This window comes from Streptococcus sp. 2_1_36FAA (assembly GCF_000161955.2).
Taxonomy (GTDB): domain Bacteria; phylum Bacillota; class Bacilli; order Lactobacillales; family Streptococcaceae; genus Streptococcus; species Streptococcus gordonii.
In genome coordinates, this window is sequence record NZ_KI391976.1 from 269,318 (window position 1) to 288,999 (window position 19,682).

Genomic DNA, 19,682 nt, shown 5'->3' on the forward strand with positions numbered 1-19,682 from the left:
AGTGCATAGTTTTAGAAAAAGGAGACAGAAAATGAAAAAGTTTTTTGCTGAATTAATCGGTACATTCATGCTTGTGTTTGTAGGGACAGGTGCAGTTGTTTTTGGTAATGGCGTAGAGGGTCTTGGTCATCTTGGGATTGCCCTTGCCTTTGGTTTGTCAATCGTTGCCGCTGCATACTCTATTGGTACGATTTCCGGAGCTCACCTTAATCCTGCAGTATCTATTGCTATGTTTGCAAACAAGCGTTTGTCGTCTAAGGATCTTGTCAACTACATCCTTGCACAAGTTCTTGGGGCTTTTATTGCTTCAGCGACAGTATACTTCCTCTTGGCCAACTCAGGTATGCCAACTGCCAGCCTAGGTGAAAATGCCTTGGCAAATGGTGTAACTATCTTTGGTGGCTTCTTATTTGAAGTCATTGCAACCTTCTTGTTTGTCTTGGTTATCATGACCGTGACTTCTTCAAGCAAGGGCAACAGCTCAATCGCTGGCCTCGTAATTGCCTTGACTTTGGTAGTGATGATCTTGGTTGGTCTCAATATCACTGGCCTCTCAGTTAATCCAGCTCGTAGCTTGGCTCCAGCTCTTCTTGTAGGTGGTGTAGCCTTGCAACAAGTTTGGATCTTCATCTTGGCACCAATTGTTGGTGGTCTTCTTGCAGCAGTAGTTGCCAAAAACCTTCTTGGAACAGAAGAATAATCGAAAATAAAAAGAGCCTTGCTCCTTATCTTGAGGAACAGGGCTTTTTCTTTAAATATTAAAATACACTCCCATTTTACTTACGGGAGTGTATTAACTTTAACTCAATTCAGCAACGATAGCCTTGATTTGTTCTGCAGTATGAACACCTGCAACTTGTTTAACCACTTGGCCATCTTTTTTAAATAGAAGTGTTGGGATAGACATAATTCCAAAGGAACGAGCTGTCAGTGGATTTTCGTCCACATCTATTTTGACAATTTTAAGTTTATCTTCTGAAACTTCTTCTGACAGTCTATCTAAGACTGGTCCTTGCATTCGACAAGGTCCACACCATGTGGCCCAAAAGTCAATGAGCACTAAACCATCTTTTGTTTCTTGTTCAAATGTTGCATCTGTGATTGCTTTTACCATTATTTTTCTCCTTTTAATCAAACTTTGTCAAATCCTGCTTCATCAGGAAAAAGAATACATCGCCATAAGTCCCATGATAATCCAAATCGTGCCCATTATAGGTCAGTTTCTGAACCGGATAATAATCCGCAACCCCAATCAAGCAGGCCTGCTGAGACTGTTCAAATGCTTGATAGGACTCAAAGGTCATCTTGCGTTCTTGCTTGACAGCATCCAAATAAGTAATTTCAATCATAACTTCTCCTTTTTCAAATTACTCTTGTAATTTTTTATTTTACGATTATATTGTAACCATCTTTATTACATCTGTCAAATGAAACGACTCAGAGAAATTCATTCACTTTTAAAGTTACTCACTGATTGCCTAGCAAATGAAAAAGCCTCCCATCGGAAGACTTTTTATGTAAATAAGAAAAAGCAGGATCAATGCCCCTTGTGTTTTTCCAATCGTTTTTGCTGTTTGAGTTCGAATTTCCTTTGCTTAGCCAGTTCTTTCTGCTGCTTGCGCTTGACTTGAGCGATTTTCTTTTGCTCTTCAAATTGCAGCTTCAGCGCTTCCTGGGACTTTGAAGACCGTGAAGCCATCTGCTCCTTTTTAGCCTGTCTCTGCAAGCGTTTGGGACTGATGGACTTAGCCTTCTCCTTCACCCTGATGCTAGGACTAAACTGCAACCGATGATAATAACGGTTTAGAAAATCCAACAGCTCCTGCATACTTGGCTCTGCGCCAAAGGTGACTCGGCAAACTCTATAAGACTGAGCATGTTCCCGCTCGAAAAGACCGTGCCAAAATCCCTCTTCAAAATAGACTGTCAGCGTCATTGAAATCTTATCCATGACAGCACCTCCTTTAAAAAATCCCTAAGAATGGACAACCAAGGAGGAAGGTTACTGACAAAAAATGGTTTTTTGCGTCTGGACTACCAACCAGAACTGTGTTTTTATCTTAGTAGCTACAGTCTAGCAAGATTTTCTAAAAAATTCAAGATTATCAGAATCTCGCTTAGATAAGTGAATTGGATTTTCTTGTATGAAAGGTAGAAAAATCAAAAAACAAGAAAGCTCTCTTCTTGTAAAATACATTCATTTCCGCTATAATACTACAAATACTGAAAGGAGAGAACTATGAAGTATATTTGGGCTTTCTTAGCAGCCTTGAGCTTGGCTGGACTGGTTCTTTTCTTCTGGCATTCCCAAACCAAATCAAATCCTACCCCTCCTAAGCCAGAAACCACACAGACAGCTTCTAGCGAGAAAATCGACAATCAACCGACTCCGACAGAAGACATCGTGTCCGAAGAGTACAGTATTTCATACGACGACAAGCAGCTCTACGGAAAGATTACTGCTCCTTCTGACTACAAGAGAAAAAAATTGCCGACCATTGTCATCGCACACGGGTTTAACAATACCCTTGAGCAATATGAAATGTACAGCCAGCTGCTGGCAAAGCAAGGTTATCTGGTTTACAGCTTTGATTTCTACGGAGGCAGCCATCATTCTAAAAGTGGCGGACAAGATATGCTGGATATGTCGGTCAAGACCGAACTCACAGACTTGACCCAAGTCATGGAAAAACTTCGTTCCGAGACCTTTGTAGATAAGAGCAAAATGAGCTTATTCGGTGCCAGCCAAGGCGGTGTCGTTGCTAGTCTCTACGCAGCTGCTTATCCGGACCGCGTATACAAACTCCTGCTTATCTTTCCAGCTTTCGTTCTTTTTGACGATGCCAAGGAGACCTATCGTGAGCTAGGGAGTCCAGACTTCGATCAACTTCCCGATAGCCTGACACACCACAATGTTACTCTAGGGAAGATTTATCTAATTGATGCTTTAGGTATCGATATCCAATCTGAGCTGGCCAAAATTACAGCTCCAACTCTGATTATCCATGGCACTGATGATGCAGTCGTTCCCTACCAGTATGCGGTCGAAGCCAGTCAGACCATTCCAAATGCTAAGCTGGTCACTGTAGAAGGTGGAGAGCATGGCATTGACGAAAGATTTGCTATCACTGCCGCTCCAGCAATCCAAAAATTCTTGAAAGAGTAAATCTTCTTATAAAAAAGTTCTTCTAAAATCCTAGAAGAGCTTTTTATTTAGAAAAACAAGAAATGTCGGCTGATGATAGAAAAACACTGGTATTTAAGCCAATCAATATAGGCTAACAAAGGACTAAGTAATTTATAGAAAAGATTAACAAAAAACGCGCATAAAATGAGAATATTTTTTTGAGCTCGGGTTAAAACCCATGAAAAAAGCTACCCAATTTAGAGTATCTTCATTATCAAGATATGCTCAATTGTACACGCCCTAAATGAGTTGATAAAACAAAAAAGCCCTCTGAATCCAGAGAGCCATTTTGAGCTCGGGCTAAAATCCTAGTGAAAAAGATGAAACTCCTTGTGTTCATCGAACACGGTGTCGTTTCCCTATGTTCATACGGATTTTTAACGCCCTTGACATCATGATTCTTGCTGGATAAAACGTTTATAGACTAGGCGACGAGTCGAAGATTGTACGAAAATTTTAGTGAAAAAAAATCTCCCCGAAGGGAGATCATTCTGGTTTATTTTACCTTACAGTGCTAGGAACCGTAACCGAAGATAATACTTGAGTATATCAAGGTAAGGTGACGGAACAGAAAAAGCTCCCTGAAGTCAGAGAGCCAATTTGAGCTCGGGTTAAAATCCATGAAAAAAGCTACCCAATTTAGAGTAGCTTCATTATCAAGATGTGCTCAATTGAACACGGCCTAAGCACTTGGCAAAAAAGATATAATCTCCTCGAAACTGAAGTTTCTTCGTCAATTTTCCTATTTTTGCTTTGTGCTTTTGACGGCCTTTGTATCTTGAATTAACGACGAAGTCCTAGAGAGTTGATCAACTCACGGTAACGGTTAACGTCGTTTTTACGCAAGTATGCAAGCAAGTTACGACGGCGACCGATTTTCTTCATCAATCCACGGTAAGTAGCGTGGTCTTTTTTGTGTTGTTTGATGTGTTCGTTAAGGTGGTTGATTTCCCAAGTAAGGACAGCAACTTGAACCTCTACTGAACCTGTATCACCTTCGTGACGCGCATATTGTGCAATGATTTCATTTTTTTTCTCTTTTGAGATTGCCATGATATACTCCTTTTCTTTACGCTTCATCCGAGTGGCAGGTTTGGCATGGCCTGCAACCAAGAAGAAGTTATTTGTCTTTACGACATTCTTATTCTACCAAGAAGGACCAGCTTTGTCAAATCATCCTACTTTAAATCGTCTTGGTCATTGATTAATCAACCTTAGTCACATAGTTCCCGGAAATTAGCTAAAAAAGAAGTGCTGCAATAGGCAGAGCACTTCTTTTTTTATTCATCAGTTGCAGCATCATATAGAGTCAGAACAGTCTGGTCTTCTTGACCTTCATTTGCAAAACGAATAGATGGCTGGTTTGTTAAAGGAGAGATAATTCCTATAGCAACCTTATAGCCCTTATCCTTACTCATCAGATTAGAAGTTGAAAGTGAGACTTCAAGCTCTTCCTCTTTATCTGGCAGAAGCTTGGTCAAATCAAGAGAAAGTTTCTTAGTTTCTACAATCTCCCCTGATTTATCAAGAACATAAATCTTAGTGTCCCAATTCCGATAAAAAGGAGCCACTCCTTTGTTTGCTAAAGTAAGAGTAAGCTTGGTTTCATCACCTTGTGACTTCAAGGACGCTGAAGGAACCCAGAATCTATAACCCATGTTTTTCAAGACTTCGTTATAGCCCGTATCATCCTTCTCATCAAGTACCTCAGCAATCTTAGGTCCCAAGAAGCTTGTATGCGATTGTTGAACTTCTTTAATCGTTTGTTCTAAATTATTCTTGAGAATGTTTTTCATGCTCACTGCACTAGTAAACTCACCACCAATCGGTGCAGTTTGCCAGGCGTCAGGCATCGCTACAAGGCCATCCTTCGCTTCTTCCTGGTCATAGTCGCCACCAGATTTTATCCAATCCAGCCAAACCTTAGTGCTTTCTTTCTCTCCTACCATATCATTATAAAGGCCGAAGCCATGCTTCTTCGCAGCCACAAAAGGACGACGCATTAAAATATTGGCTTTGGGAAAAGATTGAATCCATGGAGTGATAAATTTTTCACGGATTGCTGCTTCTGGTAATTTTCTGATGTTTACCTCATCATTGACGTGCCATTCTCCCCAATGTCCGAGAACTCCAAGCTGAATAAAGGCAATTTGCCCACTTTTAGCCCAGCGCTCTCCCATGGCAGCAACAGCTTTTTGATAATAAGAAATCAAGGTTTTATCTGAATAATTAGGAGAAAAGCCTTTTCCATAGTCAGACTCATAACGGTCCCCTGGATCAGACATTTCTTTTATGAGCCAAGAAGGAATATCTTCATGAGAAGTATCAGAAGGATAGTCTAAGACAAAGCGTAGAACAATGTACTTTCCTTCCTTTTTCCAGCGTTCCATCTGGTTGCTTTCTTCTATCTTGTCCCAATCATATACACCCTTTTGGGCTTCCAATTCTTTCCAAGTGACATCCATATATACCAGTTGAACATCGTCCGAAAGCTCCGATTCCTCTGCGGATGGTGCATAGCCCATCAAGGGATTTGGAATTGCCTCTTCAGAGTAGGTAAAAGTACGGTTTGCTTGTTTTTTATTATTCAAGGAACTTAAGAAAAAACTACCAAAAATCGTGGCTACTACTAAAATAATTAAACTGTATCGCAACTTTTTATTCATTCCATTTCCAATCATGCTATCCGTGATACTCACCGTTATATTGGATAAGGGTCACGTCTGAAACCTGTTCAATATTCCGAATGCGTTCTACAAATGTGAAATCGTCTTTTTTACAGAGGACTTCAACTGCCATTTCAACAGCATCTCCACGAAGGGTCTTGGATTTCACAAAGTACTTGATCTTACCAAAAGATTGGATGATGCGGTCTCCTGTTTCATCTCCTTGGTAATGAATAATGAGAATGAAGACCTTACCTTGGTGCTGCATCCGACTAAAAATGAGTAGCATTGCAAAAATAACAACCGCTGTCACAATAGCTAGGATATACATTCCCGCTCCAACTGTGATTCCCGTAGTGATTGCCCAGAACAAATAAAGCAGGTCCATGGGGTCTTTCACAGCCGTCCGATAACGCACAATGGAAAGGGCACCGACCATCCCCAAAGAGATAACAACGTTGGTACTAATTGCTAAAGTAACCATGGCTGTTAGGATAGACATCCCAATCAAGGTCATGGCAAAACTTCTTGAATAGACAACTCCAGTGAAAAATCGCTGATAAACAAAGTAAATAAAAGCTCCTAATGCGATTGCTAATAAAAGAGTGGCAAGAATTTTTACAGCATTTTGGGAAGTAAAATTCTCTGATTTTAATATTGATTTTTTAATCATATCTTGAACACTCATTCTTTTCTCCTATCTCTCCTAATAATCTGTGTCAAACCAGTACTCAAAATCATGCAAATATCTTGTCTTTTCATAGCAAAGAACGTATTTTGATACCGCGATAAACTCTGAAGCTCCGGGGGGAATAATATCTTTGATAATCTGCGGTTGCATCTCTGTATATTTCACCTCAAAGACCAACTTGCCTTCCGGAAGAACTGGAATAGTCGGTAAGTTCGGGTCAAATATATCATAGCTACCAACAGCTGCTCGAACATTTGAATCAAAGGTCAAGCGTACTGTCCCTGCATCGTAAACCCACGGTTCCCGCTCGTAGTCAACAATTACACGGGGACGCATAACATTTGTCACACATTCAAAATAAAATTCCCGACAAAGAGGGTGGGGACTATGGAGTAGAAACCCATAGTCGCCTTCAATAATTTTTTCCACCTCTTCTCGTGTTAAAGGTGCTGCTTCCTTATAGATATAATTTTCAAACTTTTTCTTTCTTTCCAACTTGATGCTACGATCGCTAAAATTATAAATTCTAATTCGATATTTCTTTCGCATCAAAATCCCTGCAGCCTTTTCCTCGTAACTACTATTCCAGTAATCGTCAAAATAAAGACTGCGAATGGTGTACCCTCCGTTTTGAGCATGTCTATCCAAATTTAGAATAGACTCAAACCGTTGGGTCAGTAAGGCTTTTTCTTTTAAACCGATGAGATATTTCGCTTCATGGCGAAACTGCTCCTTTTTATCTGTTTTCATAAGTGTCAACCTTGATTCCCCCATCTTCCATTACATAGAAGCCTGAGACACCAAATTGTTTGGTAGTGTCTGTCCGATAGTAGTCAAAGGCCGCTTGTGAATTGCCTGTTTCATTTGTAGCGAAAATTCGGATAAAGTATTGCCCCTTAGGTAAACGGTCTGTCTTAATGCTGAGCTCCTTGATCCCCTTCTTATCTAGTATTTTTTCTTTGAAGCTTGGATCCTTGGCAAGTTCTACGTGATAGGTAATCTCTTGATTATTAAAATCATAAGATGGTAGCCATCTTAAAACAAGTTTCTTTCCTTCTACTTTAGGTTGGTCAATGTAGAATGGCTGAGGCGATTGCAGACTCTTCTTATAACCATGATAATTTTCCTCTACTTCTTTTGGTAGAGCATCCAAAACTTGATTATACTGGTCTTCATTAAAATATAAATGACCCAAATCTGGCATACGAGACAGATATGGTTTTACTATTTTAGCATAATTTTTACTCAAATCGCCAATATTTTCTGGTTTCAGCTGATTTTTATATAACTCATCAACTGTTCTTTCCAAACCGGTTCTGAATCTTTCTGATTTGAGCAAGCGTTGGAACAAGTGATTTCCCCAGTAGTTGCTGACTCCGTATTGCCAACTATTTTCTCCCAATGCATCTGGCTTACGAATTGCATACTCACTTTTGTGTAGGGAATCGTCCAAGTCCCAAGGTAAGATATACCAGCGTGTCCCATTCTTTGGACTGTAGAGGAACATATTCCGGTTTTGACTGTCAATATTACCCATCAAAATCTGAAAGGCCATCCAGTACTGGACATTTTGCGCATCAAAATATTTTTCTAGGAACTCATCACTTGAGACTGACTCATCGTTTAGTTTATCCAACATATCAATCAGTTTGGTATGGTCCTTGTCTCCTTTAACCTCTAAACGAGACTCGAATTTTTTCTTATCAAATTGAGGATCATCTTCTTTTCGAATAGCATCAGGCTCTCTGTAGAATTCGAAATTATTAATCTTATAGAGATGGCCACTTTGGTCAAGACCATGAGCTTCAAGAGCCGTCTTGTTTAACTGTTCAACTTGCGTGTAGATGCCGTAATCTTCAAACCCCTTCGATTCTTCTCCTGTCTCATCTTTGACATAGAGATGGATAAATTGGGTTCGTAGTCCTACAATTTGCGGAATTCCTTCTATTAGCTTAAAAGCTAGCTTATTACGGAAACGCAGATAGTCATAGGGATGCTTATTTAGGTTAATGGTCCGTTGGCCTTCCCATCTTCCCTTGCTCCTTTTTATCTCAACCTTATAATTCTTTTGACTGGCTCTACTAGAGCTTTGCCCACGGATCTGAACCGTAGCATTGGGAACTTCTTCTCCAAAACCGAACTGTCCTGACTCAGGTCCTTTTTCATTGCCCACTTGAAGGAGACCTTCGACTTGATAGCGTTTCACACCCATTTTTTCATAGTCGTAAGCTGAATATTGGTTGACTTCACTCCAAGAATGATTGGTGTTTTCGACTGTATTACCCCGTCTAACAGTCAAATACATGGTAATCACATCCGGATCCCCTTGGTTATACAAGGTTTCTTTGTCATAAAGATGCAAGTCATTAATATTTTGCACCTTTTCCTTCTTCACCTTTTGGGTCACTTTGTCTTTTCCAGTATTTCCTGTGTTATCAAAAACTGCTAAAAGAATAAAGGCGAGGGACATTAAGCCAAAGACTAATAAGAACTTACCCCATTTATTATTCATCATTTCTCCTCGCTTCCAACGTATTATACAGCTTAGTGAAGAATCCCACTTCTTCACGTGAAACGACATCCTGACTTCCTAAAACACGGTAAGGAAGGTCTTTGGTATATTCAGTCAACCGAGCACTTGTTGTTAAATAAAGTATTAGTGAAGCTAATAAAAAGCCATAACCGATAAAAGATGTATCCATAAACTGAGTCAGAATACTAAAGATTACTGAAATTCCTGCAAACCATTTGGCACAATCCTTAGCACCCTCATAGTCTACGAAATAAAGAAGTAAGAGTAAGTTAACATTTCCTACGGCATAAAGCCCGTAGCCCAAACAAAGTGTCTGAAAATAACCTTTCATCTGACTATTGAAGCCTAGGGGTAGAACCCCCAACAAAACTATCCCCACAAACATCGCGAGCAAGGTTGCTAAGAGTTGTTTCCAAGATAAATATTTCAGTTCATTTCGGAGAGTCCGAAGCATATCCACTTCCGTCTGGTTGATTTTATCAACACTTCCGACCCCATCGTACAGCTGATAATATTTCCTAAATTTCGGATAAAATACAACTTCTACCGAAACCACAAAGCTCACAGTTGACACCAAGGTTACGAGATAGGCTAACATAGCTGACACATCATAGACAGGAGCCGTACGAAAAAGCCCTCCAATCCCTTTGCTCAATGGTCCGAACCAGTTAATCACAATATGAGCAAAGAGCCCAATAAAAAGATAGATTCCAACCTTAAAAAGATTGAAATATTCATCAAACCAGATCAGAAACTCGAAATTGGCCTCATAGCTTTTCGGAAAATACCGATACATTATGCGAATCATTTGAATTAGGATATATGCATAAGCGATACAGGTACTCAGAAGCAAACCATAAGGGATCGACAAGGATAAAGCGAGGAATCCTGCTCCAAGCGTAATCAGGATCGCCATTGCAAATGTTTTTAAGATACTGCGATAGTCTTTAACCGCTGTTAGGTAATTGACTGCATGCCAAATCAAGCATAATTCACTAAACAGTAGCAAGTTTAAAACAATCTCCAGCAAGGGAATGCCTGATAAGAATAAGAACAAGCCGTAAGACACAAAGCCAATCCCCAACATCATGGCACCAGAAGAAAAGTAAGAAGGCAGAATTTTTTCAAATTTTTCTTCATAAAGCATATCTGAGACATAGCGGGTCACAACCATAGAAAAAATATTGGTAATGGCTAAGGAAGCTAGGATTGAGTAGGAAATCAACCCCAACAGATGGTCGCGTTCACTGTTGCCAAAACGACCAAAAACACTAAGATAGACAACTGCAAGAATCAGTAAAATCCCAAGAATCATTGGTCCAACATAAATAATGCCTGCATAGCCATATGCTTTTTGCTTGGCCAGGAAGCTTCCCTTATTATATACCTTTCTTAGTTCAAATCCCAATCCTGCCATTACTTCACATACTCCTTATACATTTGTCTATATTGGTCAATCATTTGATCATATTGGTAATATAGCTCGGCTCGTTTTTTAGCAGTTTTCCCCATCACCAGCCTTTCTTCTTCCACAGAAGCCATCCGTAGCATAGCATCAGCTAGGCCACTTAGATCAGTAGGGGGGACACAATACCCTGCTGGTCCTAAATTATCGTCTTCTCTTCCCTCCAGCAATTCTCTACAGCAACCAACGTCTGTCGTTACACATGCTTTTCCAGCTGCCATTGCTTCTAAAACAGAAAGTGGCTGTCCTTCAGAAATACTGGTTAAAATCATAAAGTCCATTCTTTTTAGGTATTCTTTGATGTCAACTCGACCAGTAAAAATCAGGTTATCTAACTTCAATTTTCGAACTAGATCATAACATTCATTGGCATACGCTTTATCATCTACACCTCCCATAACATAGAGACGCACATTAGGCATTTGGGCGGATACTTCATAAAAGGCATAAATCATGGTTTTAATATCCTTGATTGGAGCCATTCGGACCGCTGCACCAATGTTGATAAAGCCATCCCCCTCATGAGGAATTGTTGAAAAAGCTTCGTAGTCAATTCCATTTGAAATGACTCGACACTTTTCTGGATCACAACCCATTTCTATCTGAATTTCTCTAGCTTTTGAAAAAAGGCTGGTAATACAGTCTGCTTTTGAATAGACGGCATCTGAGAGAGTATAGAAAAAGTCAATCCATTGTTTTCGCATGGACGGCAAAATCCAATCTGCTCGGATGATCTCTTCCTCACGCTCCCGAGTATAAATCCCATGTTCAGTCAAAAGAAGGGGTTTCTTTGTCCGAACGCTCGCTAGTGTGGCCAAGATGCCACCATATCCTGTCGAAATTGCATGATAAGCATCTGCAATCGGAATATCACTAGATAAAAGGGTCAAAAGTGGAAAAAGCATGGAGCGGATGGTATGAAACACATCTGACATCGGTTGCATGGCGTATCTTTCCGTACACAATTGCTGGATCATTTGGAAAAACTCTTCGCTAGCTAAGAAGCTATCCCGCTGGATTTTTCCGTCTTGAAGCAAGTTAAAAATCAAAGACCAATCTGGTTTTGCGCAAAAAACTAATTGTTTTAGGGCTTCGTATTCTGCATCCGTCAATTCTCCAGATTCCTTATTCCCTACTTCTGATCCAGCTAGACTATCTAGGAAAACCTCTCGAACTTCTACTACATTAGGAGGAAATTCGTAGACGAATTGTCCTTTTTTTTCCTCGTTCGCCCCTATCACCCATACGATAAACTCGTGTTCTTTCATCTCGGTGATATACTGATGCATCCAAGTAGATACACCTCCGTGAACATAGGGATAAGAACCTTCTAAAACCAAACAAATTCTCATTTTTCTTTTCTCTTCTATGTTTATTTGACCTCAATAGATACTTTCGCTGATGTTGCCTCCAGCAGATAGAGATTACCTGTTAAATGTTCGAGTTTGCCACCCTTGACTTTTCCAGGCTCGCCCTCGTTTAATCGAATCATTACATAAGCTTGATTATGGAAGTTTCCAAGTTCTAGCTCTAGGCCTGTATCTGTTCGATTCTGATTTATGGTTAAGATGGCATAGCGTTGAACTGCTCCAGCCATTTCAGAACCTGTCAGACGTCGAATATTTGGAACAACTTTGTACAGGCTCTCAATTTCACTTTGGAAATCTTTATAGAGTTTGGGCCATCCTAGTTTCGCACCTCGATCTTCATCCATGACATCGTCAGGATGAAGGAAATGAGTAGTGACATAGTGCATGTTTAACTCAGAAAATACGGTCAATTTTGAATAGGCATCCCATGAAGCACCCGAAACAATCCGGGGTTGTTCAATCATACCGTCATCTGCCACTTCAAATTCCTGGGAATAGGTGAATTTGCCTGGGAAATAGTTACTAGCAATACTCTTGATTTCTGGGAATTTTTCTCGTAGAACTTCCCTTCCTTCTTTAGATAGAACGTTTGAAGGCGGGATATAAATCGACTTTTCTCCCTTTGGAAAGAGTTCCTTCGTAAAGCGAAGCAATTCACTGATTGCAGAAGCCATAGCTTTCTTATCTTTCCAAGTTTTATAGGTTGGGAATTCATCACCATAGTCAACTCCCTTAGGCGTTAAAGGTTGGTGATTATAACCATGGTAACTGATCTCGCCTCCATTAGCCAAAAGCGACTTACCAAAATATTTAAATCGGTCTACGTCTTTTTGGCTATGAACATTTCCTGATGTGTCATCCTCATAATTTTCGATGACCCCGCCTGTATACTTAATTCCATAAGTTTCAGCCAGCTTCAACAAATCAGGCCACCAGATATTGGTATAAAAGTCTGAGATGCTCATGTTATAGTCACGTTTAATATAAGTCGCATCTCCTGCAGGGACTGGAGATGGGAAGTCATCTAGGTAAAAAGTTGTCCCATTAATAACTGGATAAGCTGTCGCGGACGTCATCAAGCTATAGGAAGCTGCATAGAGGCCACGTACTGCTCTTTCATAAATGCCAAAATTATCAACTACAAACTTCCCTTGACCATGTTTCTTTTCCCAGACCAAAGGAGTTTTTGCCTCATCATCTGTCCAGGCGTGAACTTTGGCATCAGATGATAGCGTAACTGACCAAGCAGAATGGAAAGCGCCGTCAATGGCATAGCTTTTCCCACCACCAATCATAAAGTCTTTATCAATATAAATTTTCTTAACATAGGCATTTTCAAAACTAGAACTTGAAACGCCTAATTTTTGTTCGATTTCTGTTAGTTTGCTGTCCTTGGAGAGTGTTACAGCAAAGAGAACATTTCCTCCCTGCTCAACCCAATCCACCATCTCAAGCGCCTTGTCTCCCAAGCCTTCCAAATCGCTCAGAAGCACAACGACTTTTTTATAATCAGAAAAACTAGGAATCGTCTCTTTTGAAATATCAACCAAGCGGTACCCCATTCTCATATCTTTGAGAATCTGAGTAAATTGCTCTTTTGCCCTTCGACTTGTATCATTGTTTTCATCATAAAGAACCAGATTATCCTGAGCTAAGCTGTCAAATACAGCATTAGACGAAGGGGTATTTTTTAGATAAATGTTTTTTTCAGGATTAACTGTATATTGTTCACCACTCTTTTGAATCCACAAAACTGCAGATAACAAAAGAAAGATTACAATTACAATAATGGATTCTTTTGAATATAAGATTTTTCTTTTTTTCTTTGTCATCTTAAAAACCTACGATTGCCAGAAAGCTAGGCGTTCTCGATTCGCTTTAGAAATATAAATAGAACCATTTTTGATAGCTTCTACCAATTCTTCTAACCTTTCTCCCTGTCTCGTTTCAAAATAATATCTGAGATAGAGCATATAAATCTCTTCTTGTTGAGGCCATTTTTGAGAAATAGTATTCAAGTATTTTTCAACACTTTCATATCGCTTCAACAAGAGTTCATTCTCTATCAATTTCACATAATCAGAAAGTTGCTCTTTTTGTTGAAGTTTCTTTTCTAAGAGATGGGAATAATCTTTCCGCAAGACCTCTTCCATCCGCTTAGTCACTAGATTCTTTTGCAGGTATGCTGCTAAAACTGCACAGTATTCTGCTAGAGTCCGGTAATCCGACGGATTTTCCTGGTGCTTTTTATCCAGTGTCTGTAGACGGATATCATATTGTCGAGATATTTCTGCAATCAAGGTCGTTGCGTAATGCACAACCTCTGTATCCTCATCCTGACGAGCCAGGAACAATAAGTCAATGAACTTAGCAGGAGCCCGACTGACTATCTCCATCAACATCCACCGAGAAACTTCTTTGTCTTGTAAGACAAGAGCTTCTTCTAGAGGAATAATTTCTTCAACGTGATCATAGGCACTTTCAACCCTGCTCATTTTCTGTGTGTCATCTACATCAAACCATTCTTCGAAATCACCTTGAACCAGCGAAAGGTCAGATTCATCCTTTTGAATAGAACGATTCAAGCCCCAAAGTAAGATATAACCTAAAAAGGGTAGAGCAATAGGAAAGACTATGTAAAAGAGAGGCAGCTGCATCCGTTTTGTTTTTAATAAGATAAACGAATGCAGGCATAAAGCTAGGTCTAAAAAGACACAAAAACTAGTAATCATCCATTCCATTTTAGTTTCCTTGCCTCATTTCGCCGGGACTGCTATGCGTGGTCAGGCCAGAATCTTTATTCATGCTAGAGAAGACTTGATAATAACCGGCCTTGTCTACCATAGACGCTGTCAGTTCACTTACCATCTGTAGGAAATGAAGTTTTGAGAAAGTCAATTGATCATAAGAAACTTCGTCGACCCATATCAGATAATGAAGCCCAGAAGCACTTTTCATTTCTACTGCAAAAACAGGATAGTCTGGAAGCATTTTTTTGTTAATCCAAACCGCTTCTTTTTCCAAACCTTCTTTCAACTGAGGATAGAGCTCTATCTTAAAGTTAGAAAAAGGAGACAAAGGATAAAAATGAACTTCATCAGTTGAAAATTCTTCTCCAATGATTTTTTCAGCTTCAGCAATCACTTCTTCAACTGTTTTCTTATTTAAACGTTTGTGAACAGCGTATAGTTGACTATTGCCATTGCTACTGCTCACTACTTTTTGAACTAGTGCATCTCGATCATGAGCGGCATCTTCATATGAAAGAGTCAAAAAGTCATTTTGCTCGTTCAATAACTGATTTTCTTTTTCCAGCAATTCCTTCTCATCTTGGTATTTCATCTGGATAATACCACAAATAAGAGCCACGAAGATATAAGCGGCAAACGGGAGCCATCTATCAGTGTTATATACAATTGATTGCCACTTATTACCTGCTGCTATGCTTGTTACAAATAAGCCTAAAACAGATAAAACACCAGCAAAGACGCCATATACTGTTCCAAAAATAGTACTAATTAAGGTTACAAACAAGAGGCGCACATCAATCATTCCTAGCTGATTAAATCTTGCAACGATAAAGCTGAGGACTTCTGACAAGAGAAAGGCCAGTAAAATCTCTGCTGTTTTTTGAAAATCATTATGACCCCGCAGTCTATAGATATTTTTCTTCAAACCGCGAAATTCAAGCCGTCTTAAAGGCTTACTTTCAGAAGCAAATTGGCAATAAAGATCTGATAAATCATCCAAAATAGAATAATGGATAAACCAACCATACCGACCACGCAGATTATTCTTGTCCATTGTTTGGTAGAGAGGCGATAGCTTATTGGATGATTGGAAACCAATCGTACTGTGCGAGAGCTCTAAATTTTGTAACTTGGTCGCCAACTGCTGGAAAGTATCCTGAAACGGACTAGGAATTGTTAGAACTTCAATCTCATCTGTCCAACTATTAAATACTTTATAAACAAGTTCTGCTAAGTCTTCTGAATTAATAAAGTTTGCCACTTCATCGGGCTGCTCATCGAAACGAATTGGCTGATTGCGTCGGATATTAGACATTAAACCGTAGAAATAGTCCTCTGGCTGAGTTGCAGAATAAACATAAGGACTTCTAATAATCTTGAGAGAACCACTGTAGGTATGAGCCCAATGCAAGCAAAGATTTTCTGCTGCTCTTTCTAAATCCTGAGGCAGATTGATGATTTCTGGTCCGGTCAGATAGATAATCTTAGACCAGGTCAATTTAGAAGTGTTTTTTAAGAAATCCTGTAGTCTTTCCAATTCCCCAATCTGTTGATTTTTATAGGTCAAGAAATTTGAAAGATACAAAATCTGATCGAAGCGATAATTTTCTAAGATTTCAGCGATTCCGATTGCTTCTGTCTTCTTAAAAACTGTTACTCGCTTTAGGCTAGTTAAGTTGGTCTTTCCAAAAATATAGACGTCGCTATTGGGGAAAGCCTCCTCAATGAACTCTTTAGTTATGTAACCTGTGTTTCCGAATAGTAAAGTCTTCACATTTCTCTCCTTTTTTTATATCCTTTGTTCGCCTTAAGAACAAAATTAGGTCGAAAATACTTTCATATATCGTATTATTTCACACTCAGTTTAAAATCATATAATTTTTTGGCAAAAATATCAAGTATATCACCCCGTAATTTACATAAAATACAGAAAGAACAATGACTTTATAAATTTAAGAATCAGATCAAACATTTGCTATATATAAAAAAACATCTCCGAGGATCATAATGCAACATAAAAAAACATTAGAAGGGCTCAAAGATTCACCTTCATTATACCAAAAAAGGTTATCAATGAACACTATTCACCCGTTTCAAATCCAGACTTAATCTTACAGAAAATTCTTATCCTCAAATAATTGGAAAGTCCCCACTATATTAAAAAATTTATGAAAATCAAAAACACCCTCGAAGTCAGATTTTCATTCCAACCTCGAAGGTGCGACAATATTATAAAATTAAATTCATTATAATTCTACCTGAAATCTCTCCAAAGATTTTAGCTCTTCCTCCGTTAAACGGCGCCATTCTCCGAGGGCAAGCTCAGGATCCAATTGCAGAGGCCCCATCGTGAGTCTCTGAAGATCTGTTACTTCTTTTCCGCAGGCGGCCACCATGCGCTTGACTTGGTGGAACTTGCCTTCGGCTAGACTGATTTCTACGAGAGAGGTCTCTTTTTCTTCATCTACTTCTAAAATCTTGAGCTGGGCTGGTTGACAGGTAAAGTCTTTCAACTCTATCCCTCTAGCAAACTGCTCCACATCTGATTGATTCATCAAGCCAGCTACTTGAGCTCGGTAGATTTTCTCAACGTGTTTTTTGGGTGACAGCATGGCATGAGCTAGCTTACCGTTATTGGTCAGAAGGAGTAGACCATGAGTGTCAATATCCAAGCGACCAACAGGAAAGACTTCTTTTTGGAGAGCAGTCTCATCCAATAAATCCAGAACTGTTTTATGTCGTTCGTCCTCTGTTGCTGAGATATATCCCTTGGGTTTGTTAAGAAGATAGTAAACAAACTTTTCATAGGTCAACTTTTGGCCAGAAACAACAACCTCATCTTCCGTCTCGTTAATCTGAGTCTTGGGAGATTTTTCCGCTCTGCCATTGACCAAAACTAAACCTTTTTCAAGAGTTCCTTCACTTGGCTTCGTGAACCAAGACCATTTTCTACCAAAAATTTATCTAGGCGCATATTATTCCTTTGTGATATTGTAACTTAGCATTGCTATGATCATCATGATGACCCCTAGAGCAGAGAAAATGAAAAGCGGAGCTTGAGATAGATGACCAATCAAAGAAAGGATAAATGTCGTTACAGAGGCACCACCACTGCAACCTAAAACAGTAATTGAAACAGCCTGATTGATTAGATGAGGAGGAATCTTCTCTGACACTGTATGAAAAACGGTCGTCAGAGTTATACTGTAGGTAAAGCCTGCAAAAAGGGCACTAAAAGCTAACAGCCATATATTGCTGGAAAGACCAATCAGAATCATGCTCAAGCCAAAACAAATTCCAATAATCGTCAGTAAACGGTCCTTAAAAATTCCGACCATAGGAGCAAAGCTAACACCAGCCACAATTCCAATTAACTGCATAGCACTCAAAATCAAACTGGCCGTTTGCGCTGTCCCTATTTGATGGTACAACACTAGACTAGGTACGCGCAAGTTGATGGCTGTATTACTGAGTACAATTACCCCAGCCACCAAAGCTGATAATAAGGTGAAGCGGAACTGACCAGCTGTCATTTTTTCTTTCTTGGCCTGCTTATGTTGATGAACTTCCCCTTTTTCATAAGGAACAAAGAGAAGAAAAAGTCCCAAAACCAAAAAGCAGAAGGTATAAACAAGGAAGGTTGCTGTCCAGCCAAAGCGCAAAAGTTGGCCGACTGCCAGAGTCAGAAGGGCTGTCCCCACTACTTCTGCTGATCCTCTATAGCCTAAGAGCTGTATGCGCTCATGACCTTGGTAACGCTCGCTAATAATTGAAATAGCCTTGGCATTGATCAAGCCTGTCCCCAAGCCAAAAATTAAACGGGAAAGAAAGACTAGATTATAGGATGGATTCAGAATGGGAACAAAGGCGCAGGCAGACATAATCAGTAAACCCGTCACAATCATGATCCTCTCAGATAAGAAACGCTCAATCAGTCCATTCAACAAGAGCATGACCATAATCCCTATAGAGGGCAGGGACACCAAAAGCTCAACCTTATCAGCTGGGTAGTCCTTATAAAAATCAAACATGGCCGGCAAGGCACTGGAGATTGAAAAAGAGGTTGTCAGTACCAAAGATAGACTCAGGATACTGATTTTTTCCATTGTTCTTTTCATTTTCTTTCCCTTCAATAACACACTATTAGTATCATACAGTTTTTTGCACAAAGACGCAATCCGTTTATTTAGAAAAATTCATCATCAAGTCGTCTTCTTTATTTCTAGTCTGTTTTGTGATATAGTATCTTATAGAAAGAACGAGGAAAGAGAAGATGTCTGTTATTGAAAAACTTATTAAACCAGCTCATTTGATTGATATGAAGGATATTATTCGCGAGGGAAATCCAACCCTACGCGCTGTTGCTGAGGAAGTTTCTTTTCCCTTAGCGGACGAAGATATTCTTTTGGGTGAAAAAATGATGCAGTTCTTACATAACTCACAAGATCCAGTCATGGCTGAAAAACTTGGATTGCGTGGCGGTGTGGGACTAGCTGCTCCGCAGCTTGATATTTCCCGACGTATCATCGCTGTTCTCTTACCTAACCCTGAGGATGAAAACGGCAATCCACCCCAAGATGCTTATGCTTTAAAAGAAGTCATGTACAACCCTAAAATCGTGGCCCATTCTGTACAAGATGCGGCTTTGGCTGATGGAGAGGGTTGCCTATCAGTCGACCGCGACGTCCCTGGCTATGTAGTCCGACATGCGCGGGTCACTGTAGATTACTTCGATAAAGATGGTGAGAAGCATCGGGTAAAACTCAAGGGCTACAAGGCTATCGTTGTCCAACATGAAATTGACCATATCAACGGTATCATGTTCTACGATCGGATCAACGAGACAGACCCATTTGCCATTAAAGAAGGTATGTTAATCTTAGAATAATTGATCAGAGGTGCAAAATTTCCTTCTGTCTCTTAACGAGGTGAGACCAGACTAACTGTTTAAACAAGCAGTCTGGCCTCCCTCTTTTTTCTTGTCTGTCGAGCATTTTTCCTTAAACAAATATTAAGCCAA

At 39.7% G+C, this 19,682-nt stretch carries 18 protein-coding genes and 1 pseudogene; 4 read left to right on the forward strand and 15 right to left on the reverse strand.

Annotated features, from left to right (window positions below; translation table 11 throughout):
• Positions 1 to 31 precede the first annotated feature (31 nt).
• Positions 32 to 700, forward strand: a complete 669-nt coding sequence (locus HMPREF0847_RS09150) for an MIP/aquaporin family protein (protein ID WP_008808357.1) — start codon at positions 32 to 34, stop codon at positions 698 to 700.
• A gap of 99 nt (positions 701 to 799) precedes the next feature.
• On the opposite strand, the gene trxA is transcribed toward HMPREF0847_RS09150, so the two are convergent.
• The 3 genes from trxA to HMPREF0847_RS09165 all read right to left on the reverse strand — a co-directional run bounded on the left by trxA (position 800) and on the right by HMPREF0847_RS09165 (position 1,951).
• Positions 800 to 1,114 carry a thioredoxin gene (gene trxA / locus HMPREF0847_RS09155; RefSeq protein ID WP_008808356.1) on the reverse strand — a complete coding sequence of 105 codons (315 nt, stop codon included), beginning with the start codon at positions 1,112 to 1,114 and terminating at the stop codon, positions 800 to 802.
• Positions 1,115 to 1,127: 13 nt separating this feature from the next.
• The gene (locus HMPREF0847_RS09160) at positions 1,128 to 1,349 is read right to left on the reverse strand and encodes a DUF4649 family protein (RefSeq protein ID WP_008808355.1); all 222 of its coding nucleotides are present in this window, start codon (positions 1,347 to 1,349) and stop codon (positions 1,128 to 1,130) included.
• A gap of 188 nt (positions 1,350 to 1,537) precedes the next feature.
• Positions 1,538 to 1,951: a YjdF family protein gene (locus HMPREF0847_RS09165; protein ID WP_008808354.1), complete on the reverse strand. Its 414-nt coding sequence runs from the start codon at positions 1,949 to 1,951 to the stop codon at positions 1,538 to 1,540.
• A 288-nt stretch (positions 1,952 to 2,239) separates the two neighbouring features.
• Between HMPREF0847_RS09165 and HMPREF0847_RS09170 the strand changes: the two genes are divergently transcribed.
• Positions 2,240 to 3,166, forward strand: coding sequence for an alpha/beta hydrolase family protein (locus tag HMPREF0847_RS09170; RefSeq protein WP_008808353.1), 927 nt, complete (start codon positions 2,240 to 2,242; stop codon positions 3,164 to 3,166).
• A gap of 804 nt (positions 3,167 to 3,970) precedes the next feature.
• On the opposite strand, the gene rpsO is transcribed toward HMPREF0847_RS09170, so the two are convergent.
• Positions 3,971 to 4,240: a 30S ribosomal protein S15 gene (gene rpsO / locus HMPREF0847_RS09175; RefSeq protein ID WP_001018251.1), complete on the reverse strand. Its 270-nt coding sequence runs from the start codon at positions 4,238 to 4,240 to the stop codon at positions 3,971 to 3,973.
• Here rpsO and HMPREF0847_RS11470 point away from each other — a divergent pair.
• Positions 4,239 to 4,391, forward strand: a complete 153-nt coding sequence (locus tag HMPREF0847_RS11470) for a hypothetical protein (protein WP_185758058.1) — start codon at positions 4,239 to 4,241, stop codon at positions 4,389 to 4,391. The genes rpsO and HMPREF0847_RS11470 overlap by 2 nt on opposite strands.
• 76 nt (positions 4,392 to 4,467) lie before the next feature.
• Here HMPREF0847_RS11470 and HMPREF0847_RS09180 read toward each other — a convergent pair whose 3' ends face one another.
• From HMPREF0847_RS09180 to HMPREF0847_RS09230, 11 genes and pseudogenes are all read right to left on the reverse strand, one after another.
• Positions 4,468 to 5,853: a DUF4832 domain-containing protein gene (locus HMPREF0847_RS09180; protein WP_008808351.1), complete on the reverse strand. Its 1,386-nt coding sequence runs from the start codon at positions 5,851 to 5,853 to the stop codon at positions 4,468 to 4,470.
• Positions 5,854 to 5,869: 16 nt separating this feature from the next.
• Complete coding sequence (locus HMPREF0847_RS09185; protein WP_008808350.1) at positions 5,870 to 6,541, reverse strand: DUF4956 domain-containing protein; 672 nt, start codon at positions 6,539 to 6,541, stop codon at positions 5,870 to 5,872.
• Between the two features lie 18 nt (positions 6,542 to 6,559).
• Positions 6,560 to 7,294 (reverse strand): polyphosphate polymerase domain-containing protein, encoded by a 735-nt coding sequence (locus HMPREF0847_RS09190; protein ID WP_020992807.1) that lies wholly within the window; start codon positions 7,292 to 7,294, stop codon positions 6,560 to 6,562.
• Positions 7,281 to 9,056, reverse strand: coding sequence for a CotH kinase family protein (locus HMPREF0847_RS09195; RefSeq protein ID WP_008808348.1), 1,776 nt, complete (start codon positions 9,054 to 9,056; stop codon positions 7,281 to 7,283). The genes HMPREF0847_RS09190 and HMPREF0847_RS09195 overlap by 14 nt, the downstream gene beginning before the upstream one ends.
• A complete protein-coding gene (gene pelG, locus HMPREF0847_RS09200) occupies positions 9,049 to 10,494 on the reverse strand; it encodes an exopolysaccharide Pel transporter PelG (protein WP_008808347.1) in 1,446 nt (481 codons plus the stop codon). The genes HMPREF0847_RS09195 and pelG overlap by 8 nt, the downstream gene beginning before the upstream one ends.
• The gene (gene pelF, locus HMPREF0847_RS09205) at positions 10,494 to 11,894 is read right to left on the reverse strand and encodes a GT4 family glycosyltransferase PelF (protein ID WP_008808346.1); all 1,401 of its coding nucleotides are present in this window, start codon (positions 11,892 to 11,894) and stop codon (positions 10,494 to 10,496) included. The genes pelG and pelF overlap by 1 nt, the downstream gene beginning before the upstream one ends.
• 20 nt (positions 11,895 to 11,914) lie before the next feature.
• Positions 11,915 to 13,744, reverse strand: coding sequence for a DUF2194 domain-containing protein (locus HMPREF0847_RS09210; RefSeq protein ID WP_008808345.1), 1,830 nt, complete (start codon positions 13,742 to 13,744; stop codon positions 11,915 to 11,917).
• Positions 13,745 to 13,753: 9 nt separating this feature from the next.
• Complete coding sequence (locus HMPREF0847_RS09215; RefSeq protein ID WP_008808344.1) at positions 13,754 to 14,653, reverse strand: hypothetical protein; 900 nt, start codon at positions 14,651 to 14,653, stop codon at positions 13,754 to 13,756.
• A gap of 1 nt (position 14,654) precedes the next feature.
• Entirely contained in the window at positions 14,655 to 16,436 is a 1,782-nt protein-coding gene (locus tag HMPREF0847_RS09220) for a hypothetical protein (RefSeq protein ID WP_008808343.1), read from the reverse strand.
• A gap of 472 nt (positions 16,437 to 16,908) precedes the next feature.
• A pseudogene (locus tag HMPREF0847_RS09225) lies at positions 16,909 to 17,636 on the reverse strand (pseudouridine synthase).
• Position 17,637: 1 nt separating this feature from the next.
• A complete protein-coding gene (locus HMPREF0847_RS09230; RefSeq protein WP_020992809.1) occupies positions 17,638 to 18,780 on the reverse strand; it encodes an MFS transporter in 1,143 nt (380 codons plus the stop codon).
• Between the two features lie 155 nt (positions 18,781 to 18,935).
• Between HMPREF0847_RS09230 and def the strand changes: the two genes are divergently transcribed.
• The gene (gene def, locus HMPREF0847_RS09235; protein ID WP_008808340.1) at positions 18,936 to 19,550 is read left to right on the forward strand and encodes a peptide deformylase; all 615 of its coding nucleotides are present in this window, start codon (positions 18,936 to 18,938) and stop codon (positions 19,548 to 19,550) included.
• Positions 19,551 to 19,682 lie beyond the last annotated feature (132 nt).